Genomic DNA, 26,332 nt, shown 5'->3' with positions numbered 1-26,332 from the left:
TTGCGGAGCGGCGCGCTCCCCGATCGGGGGCGCCCCTTCAGGGGTTCTGCTGGTCTGACGATTCTGCATCCGGGCGGCCGGTGCAAGGTGTTGCGGCTGCACATCCGTGCTCCGCAACTCCTGGTGACGATCTGCTCGGCCGCCTAGCGTGACCCGGATGAGCGCACCGACCCGAACCCGCTGGAGTGTCATCGGACAGCTCGGCCCCCTCTTCGACGACGGCGGCCCGATGCTGCTGGTCGAGGCCCGCTCGGCCTTCGGGCGGCGGCCGATGCACCGGGCGAAGGCGCAGCTGCTGCTCTCGGCGCTGCGGCACCGCGGGCGCGAGCTCGGCGACCGGGTCGAGTACGTCCGCGCCGAGACGTTCGCCGAGGGGCTCGCGGGCCGCGACGATCTCGAGGTGATCGATCCGCCGACACGGGGCGGCCGCCGTCTGGCCCGCCGTCTCGGCATGAGCGTGCTGCCCAGCCGGGGTTTCGTGACGGAGGAGGAGGACTTCCGCGAGTGGGCGCTCTCCCGCGCCGGCTCCCGCCTCCTGCTCGAGGACTTCTACCGCTGGAGCCGCGAGCGCACGGGGGTCCTGATGCGCGGCGACCAGCCGGAGGGCGGCAGGTGGAACTACGACCACGACAACCGCAATCCGCCGCCGAAGGGCGCCTCGCGGCTCGGCCTGCCCGATCCGTGGTGGCCGGAGGAGGACGACATCGACGAGGAGGTGCGCGCCGATCTCGCGCGCTGGGAGCGCGAGGGTGCGATCCGGCTCGTCGGTGCCGACGGCCCGCGCCGCTTCGCCGCGACACCCGCGGAGGCGGAGGCGGCGCTCGCCGACTTCGTGTCGTCGCGCCTGGGCGACTTCGGCACCTACGAGGACGCGATGCTCTCGGGCGACTGGACCATGGCGCACTCGCTGCTGAGCGCCCCGCTCAACCTGGGCCTGCTCGACCCGCGGACGGTCGTCGACGCGGCCGAGGCCGAGTACGCCTCGGGAGGCGCTCCGCTCTCGGGCGTGGAGGGCTTCGTCCGGCAGGTGATGGGCTGGCGCGACTACGTCTGGCACCTCTACTGGCACCTCGGCCCCGACTACCGCGAGCGCAGCACCGCGCTGGGCGCGAAGACACCGCTCCCGGAGGCGCTGCTCGATCTCGACCCGTCGGGCATCGAGGCGAACTGCCTCCACGAGACCCTCGACGACGTGAACCGGCACGGCTGGGCACACCACATCCAGAGGCTGATGGTGCTCGGCAACTGGGGGCTGCAGCGCGGCTGGGATCCGGTGGAGCTCAACGACTGGTTCGTCGACGTGTTCGTCGACGGGACGGAGTGGGTCATGCCGGCGAACGTGATCGGCATGTCGCAGCACGCCGACGGCGGCATCGTCGCGACCAAGCCCTACGCCTCGGGCGGCGCGTACATCAACAAGATGTCCGACTACTGCGGCGGCTGCCGCTTCAACCCGAAGGTGCGGCTCGGCGAGGACGCCTGCCCGGTCACCGCCGGCTACTGGGCGTTCCTCGACCGCGTCGAGCCCGTCCTCCGCGGCAACCACCGGATGGCGCAGCCCCTCGCCGGCCTCCGCCGTCTCGCCGACCGCGAGGCCGTCGTCGCCCAGGAGCGCCACCGCGAGAGCTACTGATCCCGGGCAGCGGGCAGTGCACTCGCACGCCCTACCGCGCGTAGACCGACACCGTCACCGCGACCGTCACCGCGGTCGCCTCCCGGCGCCCCGCCAGGGCCGCCTCGAGCGCGGCGGCGTCGACGTGGTGCGCGCTCGGCCCCATCAGCACCTCCGCCCGCAGCTCGTCCCGCGTCATGGTCACCCGGTAGTCGAGCTCGCGCCGGCCCGCGAGCGCGAACCCCGCCAGCTGCTCGTCGAGCCGCTCGGCCTTGCCCGCGTCGATGCCGAGCATCCCGAGGTCGGTGCGGATCTCGTGGAGGTGCCGCTCGCGCGGCGTGACGACGACGGCGATCCCTCCGGGTCGCAGCACCCGCAGCATCTCGGGCGCGTTCCGCGGCGCGAAGACGGTGAGCAGCGCGTCGGCGCTCGCGTCGGCGAGGGGGAGGGGCTGCCAGAGATCCGCGGTCGCGATCGCGGCCCGCGGGTGCGCTCGAGCGGCCCGTCGCGCCGCGGCCGCCGAGAGGTCGAGCCCGAGCCCGCACGCCCCGGGGTGCGCGTCGAGCACGGCCGCGAGGTACGCCCCGGTGCCGCAGCCGAGATCGACGACCAGCGCCGACTCCGGGGGCACCGCCTCCGCCACCGCCGCCTGGATCGGCCCGTAGTGACCCGAGCCGAGCAGATCGGATCGCGCCTGCACCATCGCCGCCGTGTCGCCCGAGGTCGCGTGCCGTCCGCGCAGCAGCGACGCGTAGCCCTGCCGCGCGATGTCGGCGCTGTGTCCGCGGGGGCAGCGCAGCATCGACGGCCGGGGGAGCGCGTCGGGCGCGAGCGGCTCGCCGCAGACCGGGCAGGCGAGCGCCGGCAGCACCACCGACCCCGGCAGCGCACCCGGGTCGAAGGCGCTCACGGAGCCCGCATCGCCGTGATCGCCGCGTTCAGCGTCGCGATCACCGGGACCGCGAACAGCGCCCCGGCGAGTCCGCCCACCTCGAGCCCGGTCGCCACGGCGAGCACGACGGCGAGCGGATGCACCTTCACCGCCGTCCCGAGGATGAGCGGCTGCAGCACGTGCCCCTCGAGCAGGTGCACGAGCACGACCACCCCGATCATCACGAGCGCGGCGACGGGACCGCTGAACAGCAGCGCCACCAGCGCGGCGAGCGCTCCGGTGACGATCGCTCCGAGGATCGGCACGAACGACCCGAGGAACACGACGATGGCGATCGGCACGACGAGCGGCAGCTGCAGCGCGAGGGCGCCGATGCCGATGCCGATCGCGTTGATCGCCGCGACTCCGAGCTGCGCTCGCACGAACTGGCTGAGCGTCCGCCAGCCGGCGGCGCCGCCCCGCTCGAGCGGCGGGCGGGCGCGCCGCGGCAGCAGTCGGAGGATCCACTCCCAGATCCGCCGCCCGTCGAGCAGCAGGAAGATCAGCGAGAACAGGGTGAGCAGGGCGCCGGCGAAGACCTCGACGACCTGCGAGCCGACCGCGAGTGCTCCGGAGGCGATGGTCGCCGCCTGCATGTCGGCCCACGACACCGCCTCCTGCGCCCAGTCGCCGAGCTGCACGTCGGTGAACGAGAGCGGTGGGCCCTGCAGCCACGCCTCGACGTCGTCGACCGAGTCGAGCAGCCGCTGCCCGATGCCGCTGAAGCCCGAGCGCGACTGCACCACGACGAGGCCGATCAGCCCGAGGAGGGCGAGCAGCATCGCGAGGATCGAGACGAGCACCGAGAGCCAGCGCGGCCAGCGGAGCCGCTCGAGGCGATCGCGCAGCGGCGTCAGGAGCGCAGTGAGCAGGAGGGCGATCAGCACGGGGACGACGACGACCGGGATCAGCGACACCAGCCGGACGACGAGGTAGAGCACCGCGGCGACGGCGAGGAACCGCCAGCTCCACGCGGCGGCGATGCGCATACCGGGGGTGACGTCCGGCTCGGCCGGCGCCGGAGGAGGCGCCGCGCTCGCGACGGCCCGCTCGCCCTCTGCGCGTCGTCTCATGACCCCTCCGATCCCCTCCGCAGTGTAGAGCGGAGGGGCGACACCGGTCTGGGGCGCCGGTGAGCGCCTCGGGCCGCCCGCGCCGATTCGACGGATCCGGTTGCCTGGAGCGCCGATCGATGACCTAATAGAGGCACTATGCCCACAAGGACAACGGTTTTCGAACGTCATGCCCCGGCGCCCTCCGTCGTGGACGCCTCCCTCGCCGGCTCGCGGCGCGGCGTCTTCTGGCTCGAGGACGCCCCGGCACCCCGCGCGCCGCTCACGGGGTCGGCGACCGCCGATCTCGTGATCGTCGGCGGCGGCTACTCCGGACTCTGGAGCGCCCTGCGCGCCAAGGAGCGCGACCCGGGGCGGCGCGTGGTCCTGCTCGAGGCGCGCTCGATCGGCTGGGCCGCCTCCGGGCGCAACGGCGGCTTCGTCGAGTCGAGCCTGACCCACGGCCGGGAGAACGGGCTCGCCCGCTGGCCCGCCGAGTACGACACCCTCGAGCGCCTCGGGGTCGAGAACCTCGACCGCATCCAGGAGACGATCGCCCGCTACGGCATGGACTGCGACTTCGAGCGCACCGGCTCCCTCGCCGTCGCGGTCGAGGAGCACCAGGTCGAGTGGCTCGCCGAGGGCGACGGCGTCGCGGGCGGGCGGTTCCTCGACGAGACCGAGGTCCGCGGAGTGGTCGACTCGCCCACGTTCCTCGCCGGCCTGTCCGCGCCCGCCGAGCACTGCGCGCTCGTGCATCCCGGCAGGCTCGCCCGCGAACTCGCGCGGGTGGCCGAGGAGCTCGGCGTCGAGATCCACGAGGACAGCCGCGTCCTCGGCCTCGAGCGCGCCGGCGACCGCGTGCGGGTGCGCACCGGAGGCGGCGCCGTGACCGCCGCGCAGGTGATCCTCGGCACCAGCGCGTTCCCGTCGCTCCTCGCGCGGACCCGCCTGATGACGGTCCCCGTCTACGACTACGTCCTGATGACCGAGCCGCTCGACGCGGCTCAGCTCGCCGCGATCGGCTGGGAGGGGCGCGAGGGGCTGAGCGACGTCGCCAACCAGTTCCACTACTACCGTCGCACCGCCGACGACCGCATCCTCTGGGGCGGCTACGACGCCGTCTACCACCCGGGCGGACGCATCCGCTCCGGCTACGAGGACCGCCCCGAGACCTACCGGGCGCTGGCCTCGCACTTCCTCACCACCTTCCCGCAGCTCGAGGGCCTGCGCTTCAGCCACCGCTGGGCCGGGGTGATCGACACCAGCACGCAGTTCGCCGCCTTCTACGGCACGGCGCTCGGCGGCCGGGTCGCCTACGCCGCGGGCTACACGGGGCTCGGAGTCGGGACGACGGCCTTCGCCGCCGATGTGATGCTCGACCTGCTCGCGGGCGAGCGCACCGAGCGGACCGAGCTCGAGATGGTGCGCAGCCGGCCGCTGCCCTTCCCGCCCGAGCCGCTCGCCTCGATCGGCATCCAGGCGACCCGCTGGTCGCTCGACCGCGCCGACCACGACGGCGGCCGGCGCAACCTCCTCCTGAAGTCGCTCGACGCCCTCGGGCTCGGCTTCGACTCCTGACCCGCTGGAAGGAAGCAGACGTGCCGCACCTCGCCCACCACACCGCCGTCCGGATCGCCGACGTCGCCCTCGAGCCGTTCGATGCGGGCGAGGGCGCCCCGGCGACCGCGCTGCAGCCGCTCGCGACCCTCGGCGGCCTCGAGATCGGGGTGTGGGAGATGGCGGCGGGCGAGGCCCGCGACATCGAGGCCGAGGAGGTGTTCGTCGTGGTCTCGGGTCGTGGCCGCATCGAGATCGACGACGTCGTCGTCCCGCTCGAGCCCGGCGTGATCGTCCGCCTCGCCGAGGGTGCGCGCACGCGCTGGATCGTCACCGAGACGCTCCGGAAGGTCTACCTCACCGCCTCCTGAGCGCCTGACCGCCGTCGTTTGCCGCCGCGGCGAGAAGCGCCGCGCGGCCCTGGGCTACGGTGCTCACCGGCGGTGGCGGGGCGGAGGGAGAAGCATGCTCGAAGCAGTGGCGGCGCTCGCCGGCTGGGGCGCGGGCGCGGTCCTCGTGGTCAGCGGCGCACTGAAGCTCGGCCGGGCCGCGGCCTTCCGCGACAGCCTCGTCGTCCTCGGGCTGCCGGCGCTCCTCACTCGGAGCCCGCTGTTCGCCCGTGCCCTCCCGTTCGGCGAGATCCTCCTCGGCGCGGCGGTCGTGCTGGCGCCCGCTCCCGCCCACCGCGTCGCCCTCGCGGCCGCCGCCCTCGTCTTCGCCGTGTTCCTGGTCGTCGCGATGCGCGCCTCCCGGGCACCGGAGCCGGTCGACTGCGAGTGCTTCGGCGGCCTCGGCGAGTCGCGGATGAGCGGCCGGACGGTCGCGCGGAACGCCCTGCTCCTCGCCCTCGCGCTCGCGGGGCTCGCCGGTCCGGCCGCCGCCGCGCTGCTCGGCCCCGTGCCGGCGGCGACCGCCGCCTCGGGTCTCGCCGCCGCGCTCATCGCGGTCGTCCTCGTGCTGGTGCGCGACCGCCGGGCCCGCGTCCGCCGTCGCCGCTCCGGCCGTCCCCGCGCCCGCCGTCGCCGCTCCGGCGGGGTCCGCCCGGGTCGACCCGACCGCCGGCCTCGAGCTCCGCACCTTCGCGGGGCAGCGCATCCTCCTGGCCGAGTTCGCCCAGCCGCCCACCCACCTCGTCTTCTTCTCGCCGAACTGCCACTCGTGCCACGAGCTGGTCGCTCGCTTCCGCTGGTGGCCCAACGGGCTGCGCGAGGGGGAGGAGCTCGTGCCGGTCTTCCTCGGCACCCCGGAGGCGTTCGCCGCGCACGAGGTCTTCGCCCCGCTCGTCGAGCACGCGCTCTACGACACCGACCGCGCGGTCGCCGCCGCGCTCGGGAGGGCGGCCACTCCCGGTCACGTCCTCCTCGATCCGCAGAACCCGCTCGGCGACGGCTGGACCTCGGGCGCGCACGAGATCGAGCGCCTCGTCCTCCGCCCCGACTTCCTCGACGACGTGCGCGCCGGCCGCCTCGGGCCCGCTCCGGCCGGCGACGCCTCCTGAGTCGCGCCCGGGTGCGCCACGATGGGCGGTACCCCGGACGAACGGAGCACCGCATGACCCTCGGCTCGCTGACCACCGCCCCCGCGTCGGAGCGCCTCGACCTGCTCGCCGAGGCCGTCCTCGCCGGTGCCGAGCGCGACGGCCTGCTCGACGAGCTGGAGGTCGTCGAGATCGACGCCGCCGACTCCGACACGGCCGTCACGAAGGAGCGCTACGGGCTCGAGGACCGCGACCTCGCCAACTGCGTGGTCGTCGCCGGATCGCGCACCGGTCAGGAGCGGATCGCCGCGTGCGTCGTCCTGGCCGACTCCCGCGCCGATGTGAACGGAGCCGTCCGCCGGCTGCTCGACGTCCGCAAGGCGTCCTTCCTCCCGATGGAGCGGGCGGTCGACGAGTCGGGGATGGAGTACGGCGGCATCACCCCGATCGGCCTGCCCGGCGGGTGGCGCCTCCTGATCGACGAGCGCGTGCTCGAGCGGCCCGCCGTCGTGATCGGCAGCGGGGTCCGCCGGTCGAAGATCGTGCTCCCGGGGGCGGTGCTCGCCCGGCTCGCCGGCGCCGAGGTGGTCGCGGGGCTCGGGCTCGTCCCGTGACCCAGCTCCTCGTCGTGATCGTGACCGCGCTCGTCGTGATCGCGGCCGCGACGCTCGTCGGCCCCCGGCTCGGCATCGCGTCGCCCCTCGTCCTCGTGGCGATCGGAGTGGGCGCGAGCCTCCTCCCCGGCGTCGGAACGATAGACATCGAGCCCGAGTGGATCCTGCAGGGGGTGCTCCCGCCACTGCTGTACTCGAGCGCGGTGTCGATGCCCGCGATGAACTTCCGCCGCGAGTTCGGCGCCATCAGCGGCCTGTCGGTGCTGCTCGTGGTCGGCACCTCGCTCGTGCTGGGCGTGTTCTTCCTCCTCGCCGTCCCCGATCTCGGATTCGCCTGGGGCGTCGCCCTCGGCGCGATCGTCAGCCCGACCGACGCCGTGGCGACCTCGATCGTCAAGGGCACGACCGTCTCGCGCCGCGTCGTGGCGATGCTCGACGGCGAGAGCCTGCTCAACGACGCGACCGCCCTCGTGCTGCTGCGCACCGCGATCGTCGCCGCGGCGGCGGGCTTCTCGTTCTGGGGAGCGGTCGGCTCCTTCGCCTACTCGGTCGCCATCGCCGTCGCGATCGGCGCGCTCGTCGGCTGGCTGAACCTCGTGGTGCGGCAGCGCGTCTCCGACCCGACCGTCAACACGATCCTGTCGTTCACCGTGCCGTTCCTGGCGTCGGTTCCGGCCGAGCTGCTGGGCGCCTCCGGTCTGGTCGCCGCGGTGGTCGCCGGAGTCGTCACGGGCATCCGCGCGCCCCGGGAGCTCTCGCCGCAGAACCGCCTCTCGGACTCGCAGAACTGGCGGACGGTCGAGCTGGTGCTCGAGGGCGCCGTGTTCCTGACGATGGGGCTGCAGATCCGGGCCATCGTCACGAGTGTCGAGGAGGATCACGCCGGAGTCTGGCCGGCGGTCCTCGTCGCGATCGGAGCGCTCCTGCTCACCGTCCTCGTCCGCGCGGTCTACGTGGCGCCGCTCCTGCGCGTCCTGGCCAGCAGATCGACGCTGCGCGAGCGGATGCGGCCGCGGGTCGAGGGCCTGCAGGAGAAGCTGGCCACACCGGAGGGCCGGCAGGAGACGCTCGACTCGCAGCGCGGACGGAAGCGCTCCGAGCGCGACCTCGACCGCTTCTCCGTGCGGCTCCGGCGCATCCTCGCCGACATGGAGTACTTCGTCCGCGCGCCGCTCGGCTGGCGCGAGGGCACCGCGGTGGTCTGGGCAGGGATGCGCGGAGCGGTCACCGTCGCCGCTGCGCAGACCCTGCCCGAGGACACTCCGCAGCGCTCCGTCCTCGTGCTGATCGCCTTCGCCGTGGCGACTCTCTCGCTGGTCGTGCAGGGCGGCACCATCGGTCCACTCCTGCGCCTGATCGCCCCGGAGGTCGACGAGGAGGCCGTCGCGAGAGCGCGGGCCGAGGAGCGCATCCGGATCCTCGCGCTCCTGAAGACCAGCGCCGAGGCCGTCGACGCCCCGCCGCCGGTGCCGGAGGAGCGGGGCACGGAGGCGTTCGAGTCGGCCGGGCGGCACCGCCTCGCGGTCATCGAGGCGCAGCGCTCGGCCCTGCTCGACGCCCGCGACGACGGCACCTTCGACGCCGACGTGCTCGAGTCGGTGCTCGCCGCGCTCGACTCCTCGCAGATCGACATCGAGCTGCGCCGGCGCACCGCCCGCTGAGCGCACCCACCCTGCTCCGGCGCAGGCAACCCCGTAGCTGCCCGAAACATGGGCGTCGTACGGTGGGCGCATGCGCGCAGAACTCACACTCGGCGCGGAGGAAGAGCTCCACCTGATCGACCTCGAGACGAAGCAGCTCTCCGCGCACGCCCCCCAGGTGCTCGCGCGGTTGCCGAGAGAGAACTTCTCGGCCGAGCTGCAGCGCACGACGGTCGAGACGAACACCCCGGTCGTCGACTCGCTCGACGGGCTCCGGGAGCAGCTCATCGCCCTCCGCAAGGCGGTCATCGATGCGGCGGCTCCCGACGGCATCGGAATCGCCGCCGTCGGCACCGCCCCGCGATCGGAGCACAAGGACTTCGAGCTCACCAGCACCGGCCGCTACGGGCGGATGCAGGAGCAGTACCGGATGCTCGTGGACGAGCAGCTCATCTGCGGCACCCAGATCCACGTCGGCGTCTCGGACCGCGAGCTCGCGATCCAGATCGCGCAGCGGATCGCCCGCGACCTGCCGGTGCTGCTCTCGGCGAGCGCCAGCAGCCCGTACTGGAACGGTCAGGACACCGGGTACTCGAGCATCCGCACCATCATCTGGCAGCGCTGGCCGAGCGCGGGAGCGACCGGACCGCTCGCCTCCGCGGCCGAGTACGACCGCCTCCTCGACGACCTCATCGCGACCGGCGTCATCGCCGACTCCAAGATGGCCTACTTCGACGTGCGCCCCTCCTCGCACGCGCCGACCCTCGAGCTGCGGGTCTGCGACGCGATGCCGATCGTCGACGACGCGGTGCTGGTCGCCGGTCTCTTCCGCGGTCTCGTGCGCGCGGCCGAGCTCGACATCGAGGCGGGCCGACCCTTCCGGCACACCCCGCCGCCGATCCAGCGCGCCGCCACCTGGCAGGCCGCGCGCGGCGGTCTGGCCGGCCAGCTCCTCGATCACACCGAGCACCCCCGGCCCGTCCCCGCGGCGGAGGCGCTGCGCAGCATGATCGCGCGCCTCCAGCCCGCGCTCCACGAGCTCGGCGACCTCGAGCAGGTGCGCGAGCTGGCCGAGGCGCTCATCGCGCGCGGCAACTCCGCCGATCGTCAGCGCGCGGTCTACGCCGAGCGCGGCACCCTCGACGCCGTCGTCGACTCCGTCATCGCCGAGACCCACGGGCCGGCGAGCGGGCCGATCCTCCCTGCGCCGAGCCTGCGCACCTACCGCGTGCGGGCCGGCGACGAGGCGGTCGCGACCGGCGGCCGACCCCGGAGCGCCTACCAGCCGATCCTCGAGCACTTCCGCGGTCTCGGCCCCGAGCGCCTCGGCGAGCTGCACGACTCGCGCGACCGCCTGGTCGAGGCGGCCGGCATCACCTTCCGCCTCGAGGACGAGGACCGGCCCTTCCCCGTCGACCTCGTGCCGCGGATCCTGCAGGCGCACGAGTGGACCGAGCTCGCGGCGGGCCTGGAGCAGCGGGCGCGCGCGCTCGAGTGCTTCCTCCAGGACGCGTACGGCGAGAAGCGGGCCGAGCGCGACGGCATCGTCCGCACGCTCCGCGGGTCCGCCGGCTGGCGCGAGGAGGGCACCCGCCTCCCTCCCGGCACCGTCCGCGGGTCGGTGATGGGCTTCGACCTCGTCCGCAACGAGTTCGGCGGCTGGCGCGTGCTCGAGGACAACCTCCGGAACCCGAGCGGCCTCGCCTACGCGATGGGCATCCGCTCCCTGGTCGATGATCTGCTCCCCGAGCTGCCGCGGCCCGAGGGCCTGCTCGATCCGTCGAGCGCGTTCGCCGAGCTGCGGCGCACCCTCCTGCACGGCGTCGCCCCCGACGTCCCGGAGCCCGTGCTCGCCCTGCTCTCGAGCGGAGCGTCGAGCTCGGCGTGGTTCGAGCACCGCGCGCTGGCCGAGGGTGCGGGGCTCCTCCTCCTCGAGGCCGAGGACCTCACCGTCGAGGGCGGTCGCGTCCGGGCGCAGGGACGCGTCGTCGACGCCCTCTACCTCCGGCTCGACGTCGAGCTGGCCGACCTGCTCGCCGACGATCGCGCCATCGGCCAGCGCGTGCTCGAGGTGGCGGCGGCCGGCCACGTGTTCCTCGCCAACGCGCCCGGCAACGGCATCGCCGACGACAAGGCGCTCTACTGCGCAGTGCCCGAGCTGATCGGCTACTACCTCGACGAGCGCCCGCTGCTCGAGTCGGTGCCCACCTACCGCCCCGAGGACGAGGCGGAGCGCCGCATCGTGCTCGAGCGCGTCGGCGAGCTGGTGACCAAGCCCGTCGACGGCTACGGCGGGCGCGGCGTGATGATCGGCCCGTCCGCCGCGGCCTCGCGCGTCGCCGAGCGGCGCGCCGCCATCGCGGCCGAACCGGAGGCGTGGGTCGCGCAGGAGGTCGTCCGCCTCTCGTCCCTGCCCTCCTTCTCGGGCACCGAGCTGCAGCCCCGGCACGTCGACCTCCGCGCCTTCGTCTTCGTGACGGGGACGGGCGAGGGCGACGTCCGGCTCGCCGACCTCGCGCTGACCCGCGTCGCCGCCGAGGGCAGCATGATCGTCAACTCCTCCCGCGGCGGCGGCGCCAAGGACACCTGGATCGTGGGGCGCTGACGCATGTGCGGACTGGGCGGTGAGATCAGGTTCGACGGTCGGCGCGCCGACGCGGCCGCGGTCGAGCGGATGACCGGGTGCATGGTGCACCGCGGCCCCGACGGCGACGGCCTGTGGGCCCGCGGCCCGGTCGCGCTCGGCCACCGGCGGCTCTCGATCATCGACCTCTCGGCCGCCGGCTCGCAGCCGATGATCGATCCGGAGCTGGGCCTCTCGATCGTGTTCAACGGCTGCATCTACAACTACGAGCAGCTGCGCACCGAGCTGCAGGGCAAGGGGCACCGCTTCTTCTCGCACTCCGACACCGAGGTGATCGGCAAGGCGTACGCCGAGTGGGGAGTCGACTGCGTCGACCGCTTCCTCGGGATGTTCGCGTTCGTCATCGTCGAGCACGTCTCGGGCCGCGTCGTGATGGCGCGGGACCGCCTCGGCATCAAGCCGCTGTACCTCGATGAGACGCGTGAGCGCCTCCGGTTCGCCTCGACCGTGCAGGCGCTGCTCGCGGGCGGGGTCGCCGACACCTCGATCGACCGCACCGCGCTGATGTTCTACCTGAGCTTCCACTCGGTCGTGCCGGCGCCGCGCACCATCCTCAGCGGAGTCACGAAGCTGCCGCCCGCGACCGTGCGCGTGATCGAGCCGGACGGCACCCGCCGCGAGCACGTCTACTGGGAGCCCGTCTTCGCGCGCGACCCCTCGCGCGCCGACTGGAGCGAGAGGGACTGGCAGGAGGCGCTCATCGCGTCGTTCCGCACGGCGGTCGAGCGCCGCATGGTCGCCGATGTGCCCGTCGGGGTGCTGCTCTCGGGCGGTATCGACTCGAGCCTCGTCGTGGCCCTGCTCGCCGAGGCGGGGCAGTCGGGCCTGCAGACCTTCTCGATCGGCTTCGACTCGGCGGGCGGGGAGTCGGGGAACGAGTTCGAGTACTCCGGCCTCGTGGCCGAGCGATTCGGCACCGACCACCACCGCATCGCGATCGACTCCGCGCGCCTGCTGCCCGGCATCGACGGGGCGATCGCCGCGATGAGCGAGCCGATGGTGTCGCACGACGCGGTCGCCTTCTACCTGCTGAGCGAGGACGTCTCGCAGCACGTCAAGGTGGTGCAGTCGGGGCAGGGCGCCGACGAGGTGCTCGGCGGCTACGACTGGTACCCGCCGCTGTCCGGGGTGCCGCGCGAGGGGGCGGCCGAGGCGTACGCGTCGGTCTTCTTCGACCGTCGCTTCCCGGGGCTGCAGGCGCTGCTGACCCCGGAGTGGCGGGGGGAGGATGCGGCGACCGCCTTCATCGCCGAGCGGTTCGGCCGGCCCGGCGCCGACACCTCGGTGGATGCGGCGCTGCGGAACGACACGACCGTGATGCTCGTCGACGATCCCGTGAAGCGCGTCGACAACATGACGATGGCGTGGGGGCTGGAGGCGCGCGTGCCGTTCCTCGACCACGAGTTCGTCGAGCTGGTCGGCCGGATCCCGCCGGAGCTGAAGCTCGCCGACGGCGGCAAGGGCGTGCTGAAGCGCGCCGTGCGCGGCATCGTCCCGGACGAGGTGATCGACCGCACGAAGGGCTACTTCCCGGTGCCCGCGATCCGTCAGCTCGAGGGCCCCTACCTCGAGCGCGTCCGCGCGGCGCTCACCGATCCGTCGGCCCGCGACCGCGCGATCTTCGACCCGGCCACGGTCGACTCCCTCCTGGCCGACCCGAACGCGACCCGCACCCGCCTCGGCTCGAACGAGCTCTGGCAGCTCGCGCTCCTCGAGATGTGGCTCCAGGAGCACGGCGTCGGCTGAGCCGGCGCGCCGGGCCGGACCCGAACCGTCGCGCGCCGTTCGCCCGCCGCGCAACACGCGCCCGGGCGAGTGCAGAAGGATGGTCGCATGACCCTCCTCGCACCCGACCGGCTCGCCGCCGCCGAGCGGCTCGGTCTCGAGCTCGTGCACGCCTGGGGCAGCTGGGGCCCCACCATGACTCCCGACGCCGCCCGCACCGCCTTCATCAGCGATCGCGGCGGCTCGCCCGAGGTGTGGGTGCAGGACGTCGCCTCCGACGGCGAGCCGCCCGCCGCGCACTGCATCCGCTTCACCGACGATCCGGTGCTCTCGGTCTCGTGGTCGGCCGACTCCGCGTGGCTCGCGTGCCTCGTCGCGACCGACGGAGGCGTCCGCACGCAGGTCTGGGTCGTCCGGCCCGACGGCTCCGACGCCCGGCGCATCGCCGGTTCGCGCGACGCCCACGCCGAGCTCGGGCCGTGGACGCGCAGCGGGCACCACATCGTGGTCACCGTCCCCTCCGCCGAGCCCGAGCAGCCGACGCGCTCCTTCCTCGTCGATCCCGTCTCCGGTGAGCGCCGGCCGCTGGTGGACGGCGACCTCATCTCCGTCCTCGACCTCTCGGTCGAGGAGCGCCTCGTGGTCGTCCGCGACGGACAGCGCGGCCATCAGTACTGCGTCGTCGTCGACCGCCTCACCAACGAGAACCACGCTCTGCTGCCCGACTCCGGGACGGGGTCGACCGACGTGGCGCTGCTGCGCCCCTCCGCCCTCAACGACAACGAGAGCCCGATCGTGGCGTACCTCGCCACCGACGTCGACCTCCCGCGGCGGCAGCTCGTCGCCATGCCGCTGGGCCCCGACGGCTGGCGCGGCCGCATCCGGAGGCTCGCCGCCCGCGACGACGCCGAGCTCGAGGGCCTCGACGCCGACGACTCCGGCCGCCTGCTCCTGCTCGTCTGGAACGTCGCCGGCTCGAGCGAGATCGAGCTCTTCGACACCACGACGGGCGCGCGCGTCCCGGTCTCCGGCCTGCCGGGCCTCGTCGCCACGACTCCGGTCCTCTCGCGCGACGGCGGGAGCGTGGTCCTCGGTGTCGAGGGGCCGGAGCGTCCCCGGGAGCTGTGGCGCATGGACACGGCCACCCACGAGTGGTCGCGTCTCACGCAGGTGTCGTCGCTGCCGGCCGAGCCCCTCGTGGTGCCGACGCTCGAGCGCTTCACCGGCCGCGACGGGCTCGCCCTCTCGGGCTGGCTCTACCGCGCGCGGGGGGTGCCCGCCGGCGGCCCGGCGATGCTGAGCCTGCACGGTGGGCCGGAGTCGCAGGAGCGCCCGACCTTCGCGGCGCAGCACCAGGCCGTCGCGGCGTCGGGGATCACGGTCTTCGCTCCGAACGTCCGCGGATCCTCGGGCTTCGGCCGCGACTTCGTGCACGCCGACGACGTCGAGAAGCGCTCCGACGCGTTCGACGACGTGCTCGCGGCCGCCGATTTCCTGGTCGACGCCGGGATCGCCGATCGCGGTCGGATCGCCGTGACCGGCCGCTCGTACGGCGGCTACCTGACGCTGGCCTCGCTCGCCTTCTCGCCCGGGGTGTTCGCCGCGGGAGTCGACATCTGCGGCATGTCGGACCTCCGGACCTTCTACCGCGACACCGAGCCGTGGATCGCCTCCGCCGCCGTCACTAAGTACGGCCACCCCGAGCACGACGTCGAGCTGCTGGAGCGGCTCTCGCCGCTGGGGAGCGCGTCGGCGATCGACGTGCCGCTCCTCGTCGTCCACGGCGAGCTCGACACGAACGTGCCGGTCGGCGAGGCGGAGCAGATCGTGCGGGCGCTGGAGGATCTCGGGCGCCCGGTCGAATACCTCCGGCTCGAGGGCGAGGGCCACGAGTACCGCCGATCGGAGTCGAAGGAGCTGCTGCTGCTCGGCCTGCTGCGGTTCCTCGGCGCGGCGCTCGTCGACGGCGGGCTCGCGCCGGGCACCCGCTCCGACTGACCTGCGCGGTGCCGGGTCAGCGCGCCTCGAACTCCGCCGCCATCGAGCCGTGGATCGGGTTCTCCGGGTCGTCGCCGACGGCCCGCGCGGGGTCGTCGATCTCGACGGCGCGGAGGCCGGCCGGCGCCGCCCCGGCGGCCGGCGGAGCTCCGACGGCCGCGTCGTCGCCGTCCGAGGCCGCTCCGGACTCCGCGGCCCCGGACGGCTCCGCCCCGAAGTCCTCCGCGCCGAAGTCGTCGGCACCGCTGAGGATCTCCTCCGCGATGCGGCTCGAGAGCCCGCTGCGCTCGCCCGGCCCGGGGTCGCCCGCCGGGTCCGCGGGGGAGGCGAGCGCCTCGTCGATCCCGGTCGCCCTGTCCTGCTGACTCGCCGACATGTCCACTCCTGACCGCCCGCCCGAGCGCAGTCCGCCGGGGGGAGCGGGCGCGGTGCGGGACGCCTGCCCCGAGCGTAGGCGACCGCTCGCCGTCGCGTCAGTCCGGCAGCACCCACGAGTGAGGGGCGACGGTGATCCCGCCGACCGTCACCTGCTCGTCGCCGAGGTTGAGGGCGAGGCGCGCCGTCTCGCCGCTCGGCCCGTCCGCGACCAGCAGTGCGGCGGTGTTCGAGAGATCGACGGTCCGCGTCCGCGACTCGGCGAGCCACGGGTGCCGCCGCCGGAACGCGATGACCTCCTGGTGCGTCCGGTACGCGTCGCCCCGCGGCCACTCGCCCGGGTCGGCCGGGAACTCGGGACGGATCGCGTCGTCGCCGCCCGCGCGCTCCTCCTTCACTCCCTCCAGTCCGCGCTCGTCGCCCGAGTACACGCTCGGCACTCCGCCGACGAACCCGAGGATCGCCGTCGCGTGCCCGTGGTGCCGCGGATCGGTGATCGCACTCGCGAGCCGCGTCACGTCGTGGTTGCCGATGAAGGTGAGCGGGAGGAACACGTCGAGGAACCCGCCGTGCCGCTGGAGCGTCCAGTCGAGCTCGAAGAGGTTGCCCTGCTCGATCGAGGAGCGCACCGACTTCCACAGCTCGTACTGGGTGACGGAGTCCAGACCCGATTCGCGGACGTACTCCGAGTAGTCGCCGTGGATGACCTCGCCGACGAACCACGCAGCGGGGAAGCGCTCGCGCAGCGGATCGATCGCCGCGCGCCAGGCCGACGGCTCGACGGCGTAGGCCGCGTCGAGCCGCCATCCGTCGATCCCGCGCTCGAGCCAGTGCGCCATCACCGAGGACACGTACTCGGCGACCTCCGGATTCGCGGTGTCGAGCTCGACGAGAGCCTCGTGCCCCTCGAACACGTCCACGGAGAGGCCGTCGACCTCGCGCGCCGACGACCCGCGCGAGAACCGGGCGGCGGCAGCGGAGCCCGGACCCGCGGCGACGGCCTCCCGCCACCACGGGTGGTCGCGGCCCACGTGGTTGAAGACACCGTCGAAGAGCACGCGGATCCCGCGCTCCCGGCAGGCCGCGATGAGCTCGTCGAGGTCGTGGTCGTCGCCGAGGCGCGGGTCGACGGTGAAGTGGTCGACCGTGTCGTAGCCGTGCGTCATCGAGGAGAAGACCGGGCCGAGCAGGAGTCCGTTGCAGCCCAGGGCCAGCAGGTCGTCGAGCCAGGGGAGGATCGCGCGGAGCCGGTGCCGCGGCTCGCCGCCCGCTCCGGGGCCCTCGGCCGCTGTGGCCTCCGCTCCGGTGAAGCCGAGCGGGTACACCTGCCACCAGATCGCCGTCGAGATCCAGTCGTTCGTCGCCTGCGTCATCGAGGCCGCCTCTCCGGCGTGCTCTGGCGCGCGCCGCCGATACTGTAGCGACGCCGCCTGACCCGTCGCCGGACACGTCAGGCTCCTCCGGGTCGCAGAGCCGCGAACCACGTCAGCATCGCGACCGCGCCTCCGAGCGCCGCCGGCACCGTGACGGAGGCGATCGCGAGCCCGAGAAGCGCGCTGGCGAGCCCGAGCGCCCCCTGCCGGCGCTCGCCGCGCTGCAGCAGCGCAGCCACCGCCAGGACCGCGCCGACCACTCCGACGCCGACGGACGGGAGCGCCCACAGCGGGTGCACCGCCGAGGTCAGGGTGAGGAGACCGAGGGCGAGGGCCGGGAGCCCCGGTTCCCGCGGCCACCGGCCCGGGGTCGGCGGCCGGGCGGCTCGAGGGGACGGAGGGACGGCGACGGGGGCGGGGGAGAGGATCGACATGCCCCGATCCTGAGGAGCGGCCGGGTCCCGTGGGCCGGGCGAACGGCGTTCGGTGGAGGGGTCCGCGAAGAGCGTCCTGTGGAGGCGCATGGGTCCCCGCGGGTGCGGATCGCCGTGTTTCCGGGCTTCCAGGGGCGCGATTCACGGGCATTCGAGGATCGGGCTGGTAGGTTACGGACGGTCCGACCGGTTGAGGGAGTCCGTCCCCGGCCGAGGACGATCCACAACAACCAGCTGTTCTCAACAGCGCGAACGTCCTGGGAGGACACTCCAATGGCTGACAAGTCGCTCAACCGCACCGAGCTCGTCGCGAAGATCGCCGCGGACTCCGGCCAGAGCCAGGCCGCCGTCAACGGCGTCCTCGACTCGCTCTTCACCACCCTCGCCGACTCCGTCTCCAACGACGTGAAGGTGACCATCCCCGGCTGGATCGCCGTCGAGCGCACGTCCCGCGCCGCGCGCACCGGCCGCAACCCGCAGACCGGTGAGACCATCCAGATCGCCGCCGGCCACTCGGTCAAGGTCTCCGCGGGCACCAAGCTCAAGGCCGCCGCCAAGTAGTCGCGGCCCGGTCGCCTCGCGCGGCCGACGAACGACGGCCCCGGCACTCGCCGGGGCCGTCGTCGTTCGTCGTCGCGGCTCCCCATCAGGCGCGAGAACGTAGGCTTGCCGGGTGAATCGAACCGTCCGGATGCTCGGGCCGGCGCTGCTCCTCATCGCCGCCGCCCTCGTCGCGCTGCTGGCGGCGCTGGCGTTCGGCCGGGGCGCCGACGCACCGCTGCTGAACGATCCGGGCCCCGTCGTCCGCTACGGCCTCCCGCTCGCGAAGCTGGCCGTCAACCTCGGCGCCGCCGGCATGATCGGCGCGCTCGTGCTCACCCTCTTCGCCCTCAGCCCCCGCGCGCTCACCCGCACGAGGACGAGGGCCCTGGTCGGAGCGGGAGCCCCGGTCAGCGAGACCGAGACCACCGCCGCTCCGGAGCCGCGCACCGAGTTCACCGTCGCGCTCGACGTCGCCGCCGCGAGTGCCGCGTTCTTCGCCGCCGCGGCCGCCGTCACCGGCTTCTTCACCTTCCTCAACGTCACGCAGACGCCGCTGAGCCTCGACCGCGACTTCGGCACCAAGCTCAGCTACTTCATCGGCAGCATCCCCGTCGGCCAGGCGTGGCTCGTCACGACGCTGCTGGCGGCGGTCGTCACCGTGCTCTGCTTCGCCGTGCGCAACCGCACCGCACTCGTCTTCGTGACGGCGGTCGCGCTCCTCACCCTCCTGCCGATGGCGCAGCAGGGCCACGCCGCCGGAGCGAGCGGGCACGACGCCGCCGTCACCGCGCTCGGGCTGCACCTCGTGTTCGCCGCGGTCTGGCTCGGCGGCCTCGTCACGATCATCGTGCTGCGGCCGCTCCTCGACGGCGGGCGCCTCCTGCCCGTGATCGAGCGCTACTCGAGCCTCGCGCTGGTCAGCTTCGTCGTGGTCGCCGCCTCCGGCTACATCAGCGCCGAGCTCCGGCTCGCCACGCTCGACAACCTGCTGACGGGCTACGGCGTGCTCGTCCTCGTCAAGGTCGCCGTCCTCATCGCCCTCGGCCTCTTCGGCGTGCTGCAGCGCCGCGTCCTCCTCGCTCGGATGCGCACCTCGGGCGGTGCCGGCGGCCGGAGCTTCTGGTGGCTGGTCGGCGCCGAGCTCGCGTTCATGGGCATCGCCTCCGGAGTCGCCGCGGCCCTCGCCCGCACCGCGACGCCCGTCGACCAGATCGCCGCGACGCAGCTCGAGAACCCCACTCCCGCGGAGCTGCTGACGGGCGAGCCGCTGCCGCCGCCCGCGAGCGCACTGAACTTCCTCACTCTCTGGAACATCGATCTCGTCTGGCTGCTCGTCTGCGGCTTCGGCATCGCGTTCTACGTCGCGGGCGTCGTCCGGCTGCACCGCCGGGGCGATCGCTGGCCGCTGCACCGCACGGTCCTGTGGATCGCAGGCATGCTCCTGCTCGCCTACATCACCAACGGCGGCGTCAACGCCTACGAGAAGTACCTGTTCAGCGCGCACATGCTCTCGCACATGGTCCTCACCATGGCCGTGCCGCTCCTGCTCGTCCCCGCCGCTCCCGTGACGCTCATCGCGCGCGCGGCGAAGCGCAGGACCGACGGCTCCCGCGGCCCGCGCGAGTGGGTCCTCCTCGCCGTGCACTCGCGCTTCGCGACCGTGATCTCGCACCCGATCGTCGCCGCGCTGCTGTTCGTCGGCTCGCTGTGGGGCTTCTACTACTCGCCGCTGTTCCGCTGGGCGACGACCGACCACATCGGGCACGAGTGGATGATCGTGCACTTCCTGATCACGGGCTACCTCTTCGTGAGCGTGCTGATCGGGGTCGACCCGAGCGTCCACCGCGTGCCGTACCCGATGCGCCTCCTGCTGCTGCTGGGCACGATGGCGTTCCACGCGTTCTTCGGCCTCGCCCTGATGACCGGCACCGGCCTCCTGCTCGCCGACTGGTACGGCGCGATGGGCTGGGGCACGGATGCGCTGGCCGACCAGCAGGCGGCCGGCGGCATCGCCTGGAGCATCGGCGAGATCCCGACGCTCGCCCTCGCGATCGTCGTCGCGATGATGTGGAGCCGCTCCGACGAGCGCGAGACCAAGCGCCGCGACCGCCAGGCCGACCGCACGGACGACGCCGAGCTCTCGGCCTACAACGACCGCCTGGCGGCGCTCGAGAAGCGCTCCTGAGCCGGGGCTCCTCCACAGGGTCTCCGGAGGCGGCGTCCCGCAGCCGCACCGGTCGTGCCCCGCAGGCCGCGGGTACAGTGGACCGGTGACCCAGCCGACCCTGTCCGACGAGCAGCAGCGGGTGTTCGACCTCATCGAGAACACCCGTGAGCACCTCTTCGTCACCGGTCGCGCGGGCACCGGCAAGTCGACGCTGCTGAACCACCTGAGCTGGAACACCGAGAAGCAGATCGTCATCTGCGCGCCGACCGGCGTCGCCGCGCTCAACGTGGGCGGACAGACCATCCACTCGCTCTTCCGGCTGCCGATCGGGGTGATCGCCGACTCCGATCTCGATCAGACGCCCGAGCTGCGCAAGCTCCTGAACACGATCGACACTCTCGTCATCGACGAGATCTCGATGGTGAACGCCGATCTGCTCGACGGCATCGACCGCAGCCTCCGCCAGGCGCGGCAGCGCCGCTCCGAGCCGTTCGGAGGCGTCCAGGTCGTCCTCTTCGGCGACCCGTTCCAGCTCGCTCCCGTCCCCGGCGATCCGGAGGAGCGCGCGTACTTCGCCGACCGCTACCGCTCGCTCTGGTTCTTCGACGCGCTGGTCTGGCAGGAGGCCCCGCTGCGGATCATCGAGCTCGGCCGCATCCACCGGCAGAGCGACGAGCGCTTCAAGTGGATGCTGAACGCGGTCCGGTTCGGGATGGTGACGAAGGAGATCGCCGACGTGCTGAACGCGTCGGGGGCCCGCACTCCGCCGGGCAACGACGCGATCACGCTCGCGACCCGCAACGACACGGTCAACCGCATCAACCAGACGGCGCTGGCCCGGCTCAAGGGTCCGCTGAAGACCGCCACGGCCGAGATCAGCGGCGACTTCGGCGGCCGCTCGTACCCCGCCGATCAGAGCCTCGAGCTCAAGATCGGCGCGCACGTGATGTTCCTCCGCAACGACGCCGAGCAGCGCTGGGTCAACGGCACCATCGGCCGGGTGACCAAGGTCGCCGGCACGGTGTGGGTCGAGGTCGACGGCGAGGTGCACGAGGTCGAGCCCGCCACCTGGGAGCGCTACCGCTACTCGTACTCGGCGGCCACGAAGAAGCTCACCCGCGAGATCGTCGCCGAGTTCGCGCAGTTCCCGCTGCGCCTCGCCTGGGCGGTGACGATCCACAAGTCGCAGGGCAAGACCTACGACGCCGCGGTCGTCGATCTCGGTCAGCGCGCCTTCGCGCCGGGTCAGACCTACGTCGCGCTCAGCCGCATCACGAGCCTCGAGGGCCTGTACCTCACGCGGCCGCTCCGGCCGAGCGACATCATCGTCGACAAGGACGTGCTGCGCTTCATGTCCGAGCGCCGGGCCGAGCCCGCGGCGGTCGCCGACACCGCGCCGACCGCCGACACCGCGCCGACCGCCGACGCGGGCTGAGACTCCGGGCGCAGGCGCTCAGGCCGCGACGCGCGAGCGGGCGAGCTCGCGGAACAGCTCCGTGGTGAGCCGGTACGCCTCCGCGACCTCGGCGATCACGCGATCGCGCTCCGCGTCGTCCCAGCCCGCCGCATCGAGCTGCTCGCGGTAGACGGCGCGGAAGGCGGACGGCGCCGCGATCTCTCCGTAGAGGAAGAAGCCGACGCCGTTGGTCTCGAAGCCGAAGCGGCGCTGCAGCAGCGCGCGGACGATGGAGCAGCCCGACAGATCGCCGAGGTACCGGGTGTAGTGGTGCGCGATGAAGCCGCCGCTCCAGCCGTTCGCCACGGTGCGGATCCGCTCGACGTAGGCCGCGGTCGAGGGCAGCGGAGCGATCCGTTCGCGCCAGTCCTCGCCGACGAGGAAGCGCAGGTCCTCCTCGATCGCCGGGAGGCGGGTCAGCTGCGGCGAGAGGAACACGGCGGCGACCGGATCGTCGGCCATCGTGTCGGCGACCGCCTCGAGCGCCTCGTAGACGAAGTAGTGCTGCGAGATCAGCGCGATGTAGTCGTCGCGGCTCCCGGAGCCGGTCATCAGCGCGGTCATGAACGCCGCGCCCTCATCGTCGGCTCCCGACTGGCCGATCCGCTCGCGGAGGGCCTGCGAGAACGGGATCACGTTCGACACGGCGGCCTCCCTCAGCTACTTAGGTTGGCCTAACCTTAGCCGAGGCGACCGGTGGGTGCCAGGGTGATCTCAGTGTCCGTGGCCGCTGTCGACCACGCTCATCATCCCGCCCATGTCCCCGCTGCCGCCCGAGGTGGCCGCGAGCGCCGGAGTCGCGAGGGCCGAGACCGTCAGAGCGCCGGCGAGCAGGCCGATCACGGCGCGAGAGGCCGGTAGAGCGCGCTCCGAGCGGCGGGGCGACCGCAGAGTCCAGGCGACGACCATCGCGGCGGCGAGCTGCAGGAGCCCCGCTGCCAGGGTCGGCAGCGGATCCCGGAGGAGCCCGGTCGCGACCGCGAGGACGAGGCCGGCGGTCGAGGCGGCCGCGATCGCGAGCGTGGTGCGCGGCAGCGGGAACCGGCCGAGCGCCAGCACCGCGACGGCCCAGGCGAGCTCGACCGCGCCGAGAAGCGCGAAGGGGACGACGGCCGCGTCCTCCCGGCCGGCGGCCGAGGACACGTGCACGAGCCCTGCGCCGAGAGCGGCGAAGGCGGCGTTGCAGCGGGCGACGGTGGTCATGTCACGGCTCCGGTCTTCAGAGGCTGCAGGAGGTGCGCTGCGGGAGGGAGTGCAGAGGGAGGCCCCGGATCGACACACCGCATCGTGTCGTCCGGGGCCGTCTGGTCCGTCCGCCGCGGAAAACGGCGGGCCCACGGCGGACGGAGTGTGTGGGGGCGGCGGACCGCCCGGGTCATGCGGTCGCGGCGCGGGCTCCCCGGCTCTTCTCGAGCCCGAGGCCCGCTCCGAGGAGCACCAGCGCGCTGGCGAGGTGGAGGAAGTGGTCGGCCGTGTTCAGCGCGAGCACGTTCAGGCCGGTGTTGACGAGGAAGAAGCCGACGATCCCGAGGAGCAGGTAGACGCCTCCGACCGTGGTGTTCACGGTCTTCGCGGCCGATGCCGTCGAGAGACCGGCGATCAGCAGGGCACCGCCGATCAGCAGGTGCGCCACGTTGTGGAGCGGGTTCACCTCGAAGATGCCGAGGAGCAGTCCGCCGTCCGTGGCCAGGAACTGCACGCCGCCGGTGACGACGAAGCCGAGCAGTCCGACGACGACGTAGACGGCGCCGAAGACGGAGGCGATCAGACGGTTGGGTGATCGGGTCATGGTCTCGCTCCTCTTTCGCATCGGCGGCTTCGCGCCGCACATCCTCTCTTCGGAGCCCCCGCCCCACCGGTTTGGCGATCGCGCGATCCGCGTCACGGTCCGGACACGAATGCATCACGCCTCGCGCCGAGCACCCGGGCGATCGAGCCGCGCCCGTACAGTGGAGGGCGTTCCAGAGGGCGTCCGGGGGGATTCGAAGGCATGGCTGTGTACTCGAAGGCCGTGTCCGCGAAGGCCGTGCGATCGAAGGCCGTGTCCGCGAAGGCCGGCAGGCGACTCGGGGCGCTCCTCGTCCCCGCCCTGGTCCTGGCGCTCGCCGCCTGCACGGGCGGCACCGTCTCCTCCGTCCCCGACGCCCCCGACGGACCGGTCTCCGACGAGCTCGCGACCGCGCTCTCCGGCTTCCTCGGCGAGGCGCAGGCCGCGGCCGGCGCGACCGGGGCCGTCGCCGGCGTCTGGTCGCCGTGGGCGGGTGGCTGGGAGACCGCGATCGGGGTCGTCGGCGACGGCGACCCGACTCCGCTCACCACCGACGCCCGGGTGCGGCTCGGCACCGGGGGCACGGAGGCGATGACCTGCGACGTCGTCGTCGCGCTGGCCGAGGAGGGCCGCGTCGACCTCGACGCCGACGTGGCCGACTCGCTGACCTCGCTCCCCGGCATCGAGGGGCTGACCCTCCGCCAGCTCTGCGCGCACACCTCGGGTCTCGCCGACTTCCGGACGGTGCTCTGGCCGACCGTCATCCAGAACCCGATCCGCGAGTGGCCGACGATCGAGCTCCTGTCGGCCGCCCAGGTCCGCTCCGCGATCGCCGCTCCCGGCGCCTCCTGGTCCGACTCCGCCACCGGTCCGCTGCTCGCGGGGCTCGTCGTCTCGGAGGCGACGGGGCGCAGCGTCGCCACGCTCTACCAGGACTTCGTCGTGCCGCGCTACGGACTCCGCAGCACGAGCCTCCCCTCGGCGGGAGTCGTCGATCTGCCGGCACCCGCCCCGCGCGGCTACTCGGCCGGTCTCGCGGCCGACGGAGCCGTGCAGTGCGAGGTCCGCCGCGACGTGAGCGCCGCCTCACCCTCCGCTCTCGGTGCCGCGGGCGGCGCGATCACCGACCTCGAGGACCTCCGTCGCCTCGCCGCGGGTCTCGCCTCCGACCCCGCGGGCGACGCCGTGTGGGCCGACCCCGTTCCGCAGGGTCAGGGTCGCCCCGACTGGCTGCTCGCGGGGCTCGGCGGTCATCAGGCCGGTCCGCTGCGCGGCTTCTCCGGAGTCGCGCCGGGCTTCGTCACCGCCGCGTACTCCGATCCCGTCTCCGGGCTCACCGTCGCCGTCTCCTTGAACAGCTCCACGCCGGGCGCCGACTTCGCGGCGAACGTCGCCCGCGGACTCGCGGCGATCGCCGTCGCCCAGCCCGGCGCCGAGGGTGCTCCCGGTCTGCCCTGGACGGTCGACAGCGAGCGCAACGCCGTCCTCACCGGCTACCCGCGCTGCTGAGACGTGGCAGGCGCGACGCGGTGCGTGGCCGTCCCGTGCCGTCGCCTCCCGCCGGGCCGTCCTACCCTGGAGCCATGCCGATCGTTCCCGACACCAAGGACTGGACGTGGGCGGCCGAGCGCCCCTGCCTCGAGTGCGGCTTCGACGCCTCGCTCGTCGACCCCGTCGATGTCCCGCACCTCATCCGCGAGAACGCGGCCGCCTGGCCGTACGTCCTCGAGCGCGACGGCGCCGCCGGGCGCCCCGACGACGAGACGTGGTCGCCGCTCGAGTACGCGGCGCACGTGCGCGACGTCCACCGCATCTACCGCCGGCGCCTCGGGCTGATGCTCGACGGCGACGACCCGCTGTTCCCCAACTGGGACCAGGACGTCACCGCCGTCGAGGACCGCTACTCCGAGCAGGAGCCGGCGGCTGTCGGGCACGAGCTGGTCGAGGAGGCCGAGCAGATCGCGGCCGCCTTCGAGGGCGTGACGGGCGAGCAGTGGGCCCGCCCCGGCCGCCGCAGCGACGGAGCCGTGTTCACCGTCGCGACGATGTCGCGCTACTACCTGCACGACGTCGTGCACCACCTGCACGACGTCGACGGCTGAGCGGTCAGTAGTCGATCAGCTGCGGATTCAGGAACGACAGGGTCCGCGCGTAGGCGAGCGCCGCGGAGGCGGGGCTGACCGCGTCGCGCAGGTTGCCGTTCGCGAAGTGCCGCGCCGCGTCGGGGTAGGTGTGCGCGGTGACGGGGGTGCCCGCCTCCTTGAGCCTGCCGACGAACGACTCCGGGTCGTCCCCCTCCGGCCACTCGTCGAGCTGGGCGTAGTGCAGGAGCGTGGGGCACGGGACGAGGGTGTGCTCCTCGTGCCCGAGGGTCGCGTAGTAGGCGACGACCGCGTCGACGAGACCGGTGGCCGCGGCGAGCAGCCCGAGGCGACCGCCGAAGCCGAAGCCGATGATCGCGCTGCGCTCGGCACCCGCCGCCGCTCCCGCGCGCACCGCGTCGGCGACGGAGGCGAGGGCGCGGTCCTGCGCGGCCATGGCGGCCAGGTCGCGGGCGTCCTCGGGGGCGAGCGTCGCCCAGCCGTCGTAGAGGTCGGGGAGGAGCACGTGGTAGCCGTGCTTCGCGACGGCCTCGGCGAACGGCTCCAGCCACGGGAGCCGGCCGTACACGTCGTGCAGCACCACGACCACCGGACGTCCGGGGCGCCCGTACTCGAGGGCGACGCCCGGCGACGGGATCTGGACCAGCTCGCTCACGCCTCCAGCCTGCACCGTGGAGGCCCGGGATCCGCGTCTCGGCGCCGATCCGCCCGGCGTGTCGGGCCGAAGAGGGCCCTGTTCGTGGAGCGAGTGACGGGAATCGAACCCGCGCCATCTGCTTGGGAAGCAGAAGTTCTACCATTGAACTACACTCGCGCGGCGCCGTCGCAGGCGCACTCGGCCATCGTAGCAAGGCGCGCCGG

Annotated in this window: 23 protein-coding genes and 1 tRNA gene; 14 read left to right on the top strand and 10 right to left on the bottom strand. The window is 73.5% G+C overall.

Annotation, left to right across the window (positions count from 1 at the left end; all coding sequences use genetic code 11):
- The first annotated feature begins 157 nt into the window (after nt 1-157).
- Entirely contained in the window at nt 158-1,633 is a 1,476-nt protein-coding gene (locus GSU68_RS14985; RefSeq protein WP_159909474.1) for a cryptochrome/photolyase family protein, read from the top strand.
- A 31-nt stretch (nt 1,634-1,664) separates the two neighbouring features.
- Here the strand turns inward: GSU68_RS14985 and GSU68_RS14980 are convergent, their stop codons facing one another.
- On the bottom strand, nt 1,665-2,522 hold the full coding sequence (locus tag GSU68_RS14980) for a methyltransferase domain-containing protein (RefSeq protein ID WP_208544584.1): 858 nt from the start codon (nt 2,520-2,522) through the stop codon (nt 1,665-1,667).
- The gene (locus tag GSU68_RS14975; protein ID WP_159909473.1) at nt 2,519-3,616 is read right to left on the bottom strand and encodes an AI-2E family transporter; all 1,098 of its coding nucleotides are present in this window, start codon (nt 3,614-3,616) and stop codon (nt 2,519-2,521) included. The genes GSU68_RS14980 and GSU68_RS14975 overlap by 4 nt, the downstream gene beginning before the upstream one ends.
- Before the next feature lie 138 nt (nt 3,617-3,754).
- On the opposite strand from GSU68_RS14975, the gene GSU68_RS14970 reads away from it, so the two are divergent.
- The 8 genes from GSU68_RS14970 to GSU68_RS14940 all read left to right on the top strand — a co-directional run bounded on the left by GSU68_RS14970 (nt 3,755) and on the right by GSU68_RS14940 (nt 15,253).
- The gene (locus GSU68_RS14970) at nt 3,755-5,176 is read left to right on the top strand and encodes an FAD-dependent oxidoreductase (RefSeq protein ID WP_159909472.1); all 1,422 of its coding nucleotides are present in this window, start codon (nt 3,755-3,757) and stop codon (nt 5,174-5,176) included.
- 20 nt (nt 5,177-5,196) lie between these two features.
- Entirely contained in the window at nt 5,197-5,526 is a 330-nt protein-coding gene (locus GSU68_RS19910; protein ID WP_159909471.1) for a cupin domain-containing protein, read from the top strand.
- A gap of 851 nt (nt 5,527-6,377) precedes the next feature.
- Nucleotides 6,378-6,653 (top strand): hypothetical protein, encoded by a 276-nt coding sequence (locus tag GSU68_RS19905; protein ID WP_244259298.1) that lies wholly within the window; start codon nt 6,378-6,380, stop codon nt 6,651-6,653.
- Between the two features lie 53 nt (nt 6,654-6,706).
- A complete protein-coding gene (locus GSU68_RS19900) occupies nt 6,707-7,246 on the top strand; it encodes a YbaK/EbsC family protein (RefSeq protein ID WP_244259297.1) in 540 nt (179 codons plus the stop codon).
- Nucleotides 7,243-8,907 (top strand): cation:proton antiporter, encoded by a 1,665-nt coding sequence (locus tag GSU68_RS14955; RefSeq protein WP_159909469.1) that lies wholly within the window; start codon nt 7,243-7,245, stop codon nt 8,905-8,907. Before GSU68_RS19900 ends, GSU68_RS14955 begins: the two co-directional genes overlap by 4 nt.
- 70 nt (nt 8,908-8,977) lie before the next feature.
- Nucleotides 8,978-11,491 (top strand): glutamate--cysteine ligase, encoded by a 2,514-nt coding sequence (locus tag GSU68_RS14950; protein WP_159909468.1) that lies wholly within the window; start codon nt 8,978-8,980, stop codon nt 11,489-11,491.
- A gap of 3 nt (nt 11,492-11,494) precedes the next feature.
- On the top strand, nt 11,495-13,276 hold the full coding sequence (locus GSU68_RS14945; RefSeq protein WP_159909467.1) for an N-acetylglutaminylglutamine amidotransferase: 1,782 nt from the start codon (nt 11,495-11,497) through the stop codon (nt 13,274-13,276).
- 87 nt (nt 13,277-13,363) lie between these two features.
- Nucleotides 13,364-15,253 carry a S9 family peptidase gene (locus GSU68_RS14940; RefSeq protein WP_159909466.1) on the top strand — a complete coding sequence of 630 codons (1,890 nt, stop codon included), beginning with the start codon at nt 13,364-13,366 and terminating at the stop codon, nt 15,251-15,253.
- 16 nt (nt 15,254-15,269) lie between these two features.
- Here the strand turns inward: GSU68_RS14940 and GSU68_RS14935 are convergent, their stop codons facing one another.
- From GSU68_RS14935 to GSU68_RS14925, 3 genes are all read right to left on the bottom strand, one after another.
- Nucleotides 15,270-15,629, bottom strand: a complete 360-nt coding sequence (locus GSU68_RS14935; RefSeq protein ID WP_159909465.1) for a hypothetical protein — start codon at nt 15,627-15,629, stop codon at nt 15,270-15,272.
- Between the two features lie 97 nt (nt 15,630-15,726).
- Complete coding sequence (locus GSU68_RS14930) at nt 15,727-17,001, bottom strand: alpha-amylase family glycosyl hydrolase (RefSeq protein WP_159909464.1); 1,275 nt, start codon at nt 16,999-17,001, stop codon at nt 15,727-15,729.
- 77 nt (nt 17,002-17,078) lie between these two features.
- Nucleotides 17,079-17,435 (bottom strand): hypothetical protein, encoded by a 357-nt coding sequence (locus GSU68_RS14925; protein ID WP_159909463.1) that lies wholly within the window; start codon nt 17,433-17,435, stop codon nt 17,079-17,081.
- Nucleotides 17,436-17,708: 273 nt separating this feature from the next.
- On the opposite strand from GSU68_RS14925, the gene GSU68_RS14920 reads away from it, so the two are divergent.
- The 3 genes from GSU68_RS14920 (at nt 17,709) to GSU68_RS14910 (ending at nt 21,580) form a co-directional block, all read left to right on the top strand.
- Nucleotides 17,709-17,996, top strand: a complete 288-nt coding sequence (locus GSU68_RS14920) for an HU family DNA-binding protein (protein ID WP_056037903.1) — start codon at nt 17,709-17,711, stop codon at nt 17,994-17,996.
- Between the two features lie 112 nt (nt 17,997-18,108).
- A complete protein-coding gene (locus tag GSU68_RS14915; protein ID WP_244259296.1) occupies nt 18,109-20,163 on the top strand; it encodes a cytochrome c oxidase assembly protein in 2,055 nt (684 codons plus the stop codon).
- A gap of 85 nt (nt 20,164-20,248) precedes the next feature.
- Nucleotides 20,249-21,580, top strand: coding sequence for a DEAD/DEAH box helicase (locus GSU68_RS14910; RefSeq protein WP_159909462.1), 1,332 nt, complete (start codon nt 20,249-20,251; stop codon nt 21,578-21,580).
- 18 nt (nt 21,581-21,598) lie between these two features.
- Here the strand turns inward: GSU68_RS14910 and GSU68_RS14905 are convergent, their stop codons facing one another.
- The 3 genes from GSU68_RS14905 to GSU68_RS14895 form a co-directional block, all read right to left on the bottom strand.
- The gene (locus tag GSU68_RS14905; protein ID WP_159909461.1) at nt 21,599-22,246 is read right to left on the bottom strand and encodes a biliverdin-producing heme oxygenase; all 648 of its coding nucleotides are present in this window, start codon (nt 22,244-22,246) and stop codon (nt 21,599-21,601) included.
- Nucleotides 22,247-22,315: 69 nt separating this feature from the next.
- Nucleotides 22,316-22,804 carry a hypothetical protein gene (locus GSU68_RS14900; RefSeq protein ID WP_159909460.1) on the bottom strand — a complete coding sequence of 163 codons (489 nt, stop codon included), beginning with the start codon at nt 22,802-22,804 and terminating at the stop codon, nt 22,316-22,318.
- Between the two features lie 172 nt (nt 22,805-22,976).
- Nucleotides 22,977-23,390 carry a DUF4383 domain-containing protein gene (locus GSU68_RS14895; protein WP_159909459.1) on the bottom strand — a complete coding sequence of 138 codons (414 nt, stop codon included), beginning with the start codon at nt 23,388-23,390 and terminating at the stop codon, nt 22,977-22,979.
- Between the two features lie 201 nt (nt 23,391-23,591).
- On the opposite strand from GSU68_RS14895, the gene GSU68_RS14890 reads away from it, so the two are divergent.
- Together GSU68_RS14890 and GSU68_RS14885 are read left to right on the top strand one after the other, a co-directional pair.
- Nucleotides 23,592-24,878: a serine hydrolase domain-containing protein gene (locus GSU68_RS14890; RefSeq protein ID WP_159909458.1), complete on the top strand. Its 1,287-nt coding sequence runs from the start codon at nt 23,592-23,594 to the stop codon at nt 24,876-24,878.
- 74 nt (nt 24,879-24,952) lie between these two features.
- Complete coding sequence (locus GSU68_RS14885) at nt 24,953-25,471, top strand: DinB family protein (protein ID WP_159909457.1); 519 nt, start codon at nt 24,953-24,955, stop codon at nt 25,469-25,471.
- A gap of 4 nt (nt 25,472-25,475) precedes the next feature.
- Here GSU68_RS14885 and GSU68_RS14880 read toward each other — a convergent pair whose 3' ends face one another.
- Together GSU68_RS14880 and GSU68_RS14875 are read right to left on the bottom strand one after the other, a co-directional pair.
- A complete protein-coding gene (locus GSU68_RS14880) occupies nt 25,476-26,126 on the bottom strand; it encodes a dienelactone hydrolase family protein (RefSeq protein ID WP_159909456.1) in 651 nt (216 codons plus the stop codon).
- Between the two features lie 85 nt (nt 26,127-26,211).
- Nucleotides 26,212-26,285: transfer RNA gene (locus GSU68_RS14875), tRNA-Gly, on the bottom strand.
- Nucleotides 26,286-26,332: the final 47 nt, after the last annotated feature.

Origin of the sequence: Rathayibacter sp. VKM Ac-2759, from assembly GCF_009834225.1 — a bacterium.
Lineage (GTDB): Bacteria > Actinomycetota > Actinomycetes > Actinomycetales > Microbacteriaceae > Rathayibacter.
Note: the sequence above shows the minus strand (reverse complement) of the source record. Positions and strands in the feature narration are given on the sequence as shown.

Excerpts from the sequence above, each read along its gene's own strand:
- GSU68_RS14985 (WP_159909474.1), top strand. The coding sequence starts at position 158 with ATGAGCGCACCGACCCGAACCCGCTGGAGTGTCATCGGACAGCTCGGC.
- GSU68_RS14975 (WP_159909473.1), bottom strand. The coding sequence starts at position 3,616 with ATGAGACGACGCGCAGAGGGCGAGCGGGCCGTCGCGAGCGCGGCGCCT.
- GSU68_RS14970 (WP_159909472.1), top strand. The coding sequence starts at position 3,755 with ATGCCCACAAGGACAACGGTTTTCGAACGTCATGCCCCGGCGCCCTCC.
- GSU68_RS19900 (WP_244259297.1), top strand. The coding sequence starts at position 6,707 with ATGACCCTCGGCTCGCTGACCACCGCCCCCGCGTCGGAGCGCCTCGAC.
- GSU68_RS14950 (WP_159909468.1), top strand. The coding sequence starts at position 8,978 with ATGCGCGCAGAACTCACACTCGGCGCGGAGGAAGAGCTCCACCTGATC.
- GSU68_RS14945 (WP_159909467.1), top strand. The coding sequence starts at position 11,495 with ATGTGCGGACTGGGCGGTGAGATCAGGTTCGACGGTCGGCGCGCCGAC.
- GSU68_RS14940 (WP_159909466.1), top strand. The coding sequence starts at position 13,364 with ATGACCCTCCTCGCACCCGACCGGCTCGCCGCCGCCGAGCGGCTCGGT.
- GSU68_RS14935 (WP_159909465.1), bottom strand. The coding sequence starts at position 15,629 with ATGTCGGCGAGTCAGCAGGACAGGGCGACCGGGATCGACGAGGCGCTC.
- GSU68_RS14930 (WP_159909464.1), bottom strand. The coding sequence starts at position 17,001 with ATGACGCAGGCGACGAACGACTGGATCTCGACGGCGATCTGGTGGCAG.
- GSU68_RS14925 (WP_159909463.1), bottom strand. The coding sequence starts at position 17,435 with ATGTCGATCCTCTCCCCCGCCCCCGTCGCCGTCCCTCCGTCCCCTCGA.
- GSU68_RS14920 (WP_056037903.1), top strand. The coding sequence starts at position 17,709 with ATGGCTGACAAGTCGCTCAACCGCACCGAGCTCGTCGCGAAGATCGCC.
- GSU68_RS14900 (WP_159909460.1), bottom strand. The coding sequence starts at position 22,804 with ATGACCACCGTCGCCCGCTGCAACGCCGCCTTCGCCGCTCTCGGCGCA.
- GSU68_RS14895 (WP_159909459.1), bottom strand. The coding sequence starts at position 23,390 with ATGACCCGATCACCCAACCGTCTGATCGCCTCCGTCTTCGGCGCCGTC.
- GSU68_RS14890 (WP_159909458.1), top strand. The coding sequence starts at position 23,592 with ATGGCTGTGTACTCGAAGGCCGTGTCCGCGAAGGCCGTGCGATCGAAG.
- GSU68_RS14885 (WP_159909457.1), top strand. The coding sequence starts at position 24,953 with ATGCCGATCGTTCCCGACACCAAGGACTGGACGTGGGCGGCCGAGCGC.